Source organism: Mycobacterium talmoniae (genome assembly GCF_001854525.1).
Lineage (GTDB): Bacteria > Actinomycetota > Actinomycetes > Mycobacteriales > Mycobacteriaceae > Mycobacterium > Mycobacterium talmoniae.
Genome location: NZ_MLQM01000266.1, coordinates 1 through 4447 on the forward strand (window position 1 = coordinate 1; position 4447 = coordinate 4447).

Below are 4447 nucleotides of genomic sequence, written 5' to 3' on the forward strand. Positions count from 1 at the left end.
ACCAGGGCCGACAGCGTCTCCAGCGTCGGGTCGGCAGGTCCCGAGTATTCGATGCGGGCGAAATACGCCGCGACGTCGATGACCGCTCCCCTTAGCTGCCGGTCCAGCGCGGCGCGCGTTTCTCGGCGAACGCGACCGCGCCCTCTTTGGCGTCGTTGGAGCCGAACACCGGCAGGGCGATCTTCATCTGCTCGGCGAACATGGTGTCCGGGCTCCAGCCGCGGGATTCGGTGATGATCCGTTTGGTGGCCGCCACCGCCAGCGGACCGTTGGCGGTGATCTTTTCGGCCAGCGCGATCGCGGCGTCCAGCGCGCTGCCCGGCTCGGCCAGCACGTTGACCAGCCCCAGCGCGTGCGCCCGCTCGGCGGTCAGGTTGTCGCCGGTCAGCGCCAACTCCATGGCAATCGCGTACGGGATGCGCTGCGGCAGGCGCAGCAGCCCGCCGCCGCCGGCCACCAGGCCGCGTTTGACCTCGGGGATGCCGAACGCCGAATCCCGCGACGCCACGATCAGGTCGGTGGCCAGCGCCAGCTCGGTGCCGCCGGCCAGCGCGTAGCCTTCGACGGCCGCGATCAGCGGTTTGATCGGCGGGCGTTCGGTGAAGCCCAACCCCCGGTCCTTGACAACCACGTTCTCGCCGCGCGCGAACGCCTTGAGGTCCATCCCGGCGCAGAACGAGCCACCGGCGCCGGTGAGCACCCCCACCGACAGGCCGGCGTCGCCATCGAGTCGATCCATCGCGTCGGCCAGCCCCTGGCTGACCGCGGCGTTAACGGCGTTGCGGGCCTGGGGCCGGTTGATGGTGATGATCAGGATGCGGTCACGCTGTTCGACCAGAACTGGGGATTCGGCTTCATCGCTCACGCCGCTGATGGTAACCAGGGACCGCCGCGACCCGGTACGATGGGCAAAACTAGAACACGTTTCAATTCTAAGGGGGCCGGGATGAGCACGCCGGACACCGACACCGAGCTCGCCGCCGCGCCGACGGCGAAGTGGGATCCCACCCTCACCGAGCGGGTGATGGGGCTGCTGCGGCCGTTCCTCAGGGCGTATCACCGCAGCGAGGTGCGCGGGCTGGACGACTTCCCGCCCGGCGGTGCGCTGGTGGTGTCCAACCACTCCGGCGGCCTGTTCCCGATGGACGTCCCGGTGTTCGCCAGCGGCTTCTACGAGAAGTTCGGCTACGACCGTCCGGTGTACACGCTGAGCCACGACGTCATCTTCACCGGGCCCACCGCCGAGTTCTTCATCAAAACCGGCTTTATCCGGGCCAACCACGAGAATGCCGCGGCGGCACTGCGTTCCGGCGGGGTGGTGGTGGTCTTCCCCGGCGGCGACTACGACGTCTACCGACCCACGCTGGAAGAGAACAAGATCGACTTCGACGGCCGCACCGGCTACGTGCGGGCGGCGCTGAACGCGGGGGTGCCGATCGTGCCCGCGGTGTCCATCGGCGGTCAGGAAACCCAGCTGTACCTGTCCCGCGGCACCGGGTTGGCCAAGCTGCTGCAGTTGGACAAGCTGATGCGGGTCAAGATCTTGCCGATCTCGTTCGGGTTCCCGTTCGGGTTGTCGGCGGTGCTGCCGGTCAACGTGCCGCTGCCGTCCAAGATCGTCACCCAGGTGCTCGAACCGATCGACATCGCGGATTTCGGCGAGGACCCCGATGTCGACGAGGTCGATGCCCATGTGCGCCACGTGATGCAACAGGCGCTGGACCGCCTCGCCGACGAGCGCCGCTTCCCGGTCCTCGGCTAGGGCGTGATCAGCCGCCGAGTGTGGACTTGAGGCACGGCAAACCGGGTGCGGCGGGCATTAACCCCACACTCGGCGCGGCGTGGCTCAGGCCGGGGCCATCGCGGTCTCGACCACCGTCAGTTCCTCGGAAAGCCCGGCGGCCCGCCGTATTTCGATGAACTCCTGCACGGTGGCGCTGGTGATCTCGTGCGGGTCCTCGACCGTGGCACCGTCGGTGAGCACCGAGATGTTGAGCTGGTCGACGTAGCTCCACACGGTGATGTTGACCCCGCTGCCGGCGGTCAGCGGCCCCACCGAATAGATCTCGGTGACCAGCGCGCCGCCGACCCGGCCGCGTTCGCGAGGGCCGGGCACATTGGAGATGTTGAGGTTGAGCACCTTGTTTTGCCCGTCGCGGCTGGCCAGCCATTTGAACAGCGACTCCGCGGGCGCCGGCGGGAAATACGCCGACCAGCGGCTGATCAGTTCCGGCCCGACCAGATGGTGGCTCTCCTTGGCCAACACCGCGGCCTCGCGGGCTTGGCGGACCCGCTCCAAGGTGTCCTCGACGTCGACCGGCAGCGACACCAGCACCCCGGAAAACCGGTTGCCCGAGATGCGATCCGGGGAGAAGTCGAAGCTCATCGGCACCGAGGCCAGCAGCGGGTGGTCGGCGGTGCCGTCGTAACGCAGCAGCAGGCTGCGCAGCGCTCCCGCCGAGATCGCCAGCACCAGGTCGTTGATCGTCACGCCCAGCTTCTTGCTGGTCTGCTTGACGTCGGCCAATGCCAGGGTGGCGGTGGCGAACCGGCGTTCCGGGGTGAGCATGTGGTTCATGAAGCTCGGCGGCGGGGTGAACGGCCGCGTCAGCTGCGGCGAGAATTTCCGGGTGCTGCGGCGCACCCGCCCGACGCCCTGCGCGGTGTACTGCATGGTCGAGGGCACCTTGCCCAACTGGCGCAGGTGATCCCGGACCGCGAAGCGCACCAGCTCGCCGCGGGTCGGCGGCGGGTCGGTCACAAAGGATTCCCGGTCGCTTTGCGGGCCGGTCTGCAGATCCATCCCGCGCGCCAGCAGGTTGGCCGAGGCGACCCCGTCGGCGAGCGCGTGATGAATCTTGCCGACCACCGCGATCCGGTGATCGGCCAACCCCTCGATGAAGTACATCTCCCACAGCGGGCGGTTGCGGTCCAGCGGGGTGCTGGCGATTTCACCGATCGCGTCGTCCAGCTCGCGGCGACCGCCCGGCGCGGGCAGCCGCCACGGCCGGATGTGGTAATCCAGGTCCACGTCGCAGTTTTCCCGCCACATCGGGTGGTGGAACTTGAACGGAATGTCGACCAGCTGGTAGCGGAACGGGTCGAGCTTGTACAGCCGGCTGTGCAGTACCTGGCGAAACTCCTCGACCCCGAAGGCGCGCCGGTCGGCGTCCAGGGCGATCACCGCCACCTTGAGGGTGTGCATGTGCACGTTCGGCGTCTCGCTGTACAGCAGTACCGCGTCCCAGCCGCTCAGTCGTTTCACCGGCGTACCTGTCTCATCAAGCGACCCTACCCTCAGCCAGCGATCAAATAACTCGTTTGGCGCCGGACAGGGTCCGGTTGCGGTGAATCTGGTTGAGGAACAGGCCGATTGCGGTCGCGGCGGCACCGGTGCGGGCACCGTCGGTCATGTCGAAACCGTGCCCGGCGCCGGGCAGCTCCAGATACCCGACGGGCGAGTGCGACACCGACCGCAGCCGCTCGGCGAACGCGCGGGCCTGCTCGACCGGGATGACGGTGTCGGCGCTGCCGTGGACGACCAAAAACGGCGGGGCGCCGCGGTGCACCCGGGCGATGGGTGAGGCGTTGCGGTAGACCTCCGGGTACCGGTCGATGGACTTGTGGACCACCACCCGCTGCAGAAAGTCGACGAACTGGACCCGTTCGGGGGTGGATTGGTCCTGCCAGTCGTAGCGGCCGTAGATCGGCACCACCGCGTCCACCGAGGTGTCGCCGCCCTCGGGTAACTCGGCGGCGAGTTCGCGGTCGTCACCGGTCAGCCCGGCCAGCGCGGCCAGGTGCCCGCCGGCCGAACAGCCTGCCACCGCAACGAAAGTGCGGTCACCGCCGTACTTGTCGACGTTGGCGCGCGCCCAGGCGATCGCGGTCTTGACGTCGGTGAGGTGCCGCGGCCAGCGGTGGTGCGGCGCGACCCGGTAGTCGATGGACAGACACACCCAGCCCTGTTCGGCCAGGTGCGACAACAGCGCGTAGCCCTGCAGCATCCGGCTGCCGTGCACCCAGGCGCCGCCGGGCACGAAGACCAGCACCGGCGCGGGACCGGCTGGCAGGTCTTTGCGGCGCCACACGTCCAGCAGTTGCGCGGGATGGCTGCCGTACCGCACGGCGGAGCGGTAGAGATGCCGGCGGTGCTGCAACGCTTTCCACACCGGCGGGGTGCGCTCCGGGGGCGGCCAGGCGATGTCCAGGTCGCTGGCCGCCACCACCCCCCGCAGCGCCGCGTCGGATACCGCATGGGTCTGGTCGCGTTCGGCCTTGCGGATGGCCCCGATGCCGGGGGTGAGCCAGGACTTGGCGGTGGTGGTCAGGAAGGTCGGCAGGTGCCGCGCACCCCAGACCCCCATCGCGGTCGCGCCGGCCAGCGGTTCCAGGTGCTTGCCGACCACCGGCAGCGACGCCGACGCGACGCTGACCGCCAGCATGT

The 4447-nt window shown here is 69.0% G+C and carries 4 protein-coding genes; 1 reads left to right on the top strand and 3 read right to left on the bottom strand.

All coding sequences use genetic code 11. The features are described 5' to 3' along the window. Nucleotides 1-91: 91 nt before the first annotated feature. Nucleotides 92-874: a crotonase/enoyl-CoA hydratase family protein gene (locus tag BKN37_RS26010; RefSeq protein ID WP_071030069.1), complete on the bottom strand. Its 783-nt coding sequence runs from the start codon at nt 872-874 to the stop codon at nt 92-94. A 72-nt stretch (nt 875-946) separates the two neighbouring features. On the opposite strand from BKN37_RS26010, the gene BKN37_RS26015 reads away from it, so the two are divergent. After that, a complete protein-coding gene (locus BKN37_RS26015; protein ID WP_071030063.1) occupies nt 947-1762 on the top strand; it encodes a 1-acyl-sn-glycerol-3-phosphate acyltransferase in 816 nt (271 codons plus the stop codon). 84 nt (nt 1763-1846) lie between these two features. On the opposite strand, the gene BKN37_RS26020 is transcribed toward BKN37_RS26015, so the two are convergent. Together BKN37_RS26020 and BKN37_RS26025 are read right to left on the bottom strand one after the other, a co-directional pair. Continuing rightward, nucleotides 1847-3265 (bottom strand): WS/DGAT/MGAT family O-acyltransferase, encoded by a 1419-nt coding sequence (locus BKN37_RS26020; protein WP_071030065.1) that lies wholly within the window; start codon nt 3263-3265, stop codon nt 1847-1849. Between the two features lie 43 nt (nt 3266-3308). Next, the gene (locus BKN37_RS26025) at nt 3309-4445 is read right to left on the bottom strand and encodes an alpha/beta hydrolase (RefSeq protein WP_071030067.1); all 1137 of its coding nucleotides are present in this window, start codon (nt 4443-4445) and stop codon (nt 3309-3311) included. Between the last annotated feature and the right edge of the window lie 2 nt (nt 4446-4447).

Coding starts and splice junctions, on each gene's coding strand:
- BKN37_RS26025 (WP_071030067.1), bottom strand. CDS start 4,445: ATGCTGGCGGTCAGCGTCGCGTCGGCGTCGCTGCCGGTGGTCGGCAAG.
- BKN37_RS26015 (WP_071030063.1), top strand. CDS start 947: ATGAGCACGCCGGACACCGACACCGAGCTCGCCGCCGCGCCGACGGCG.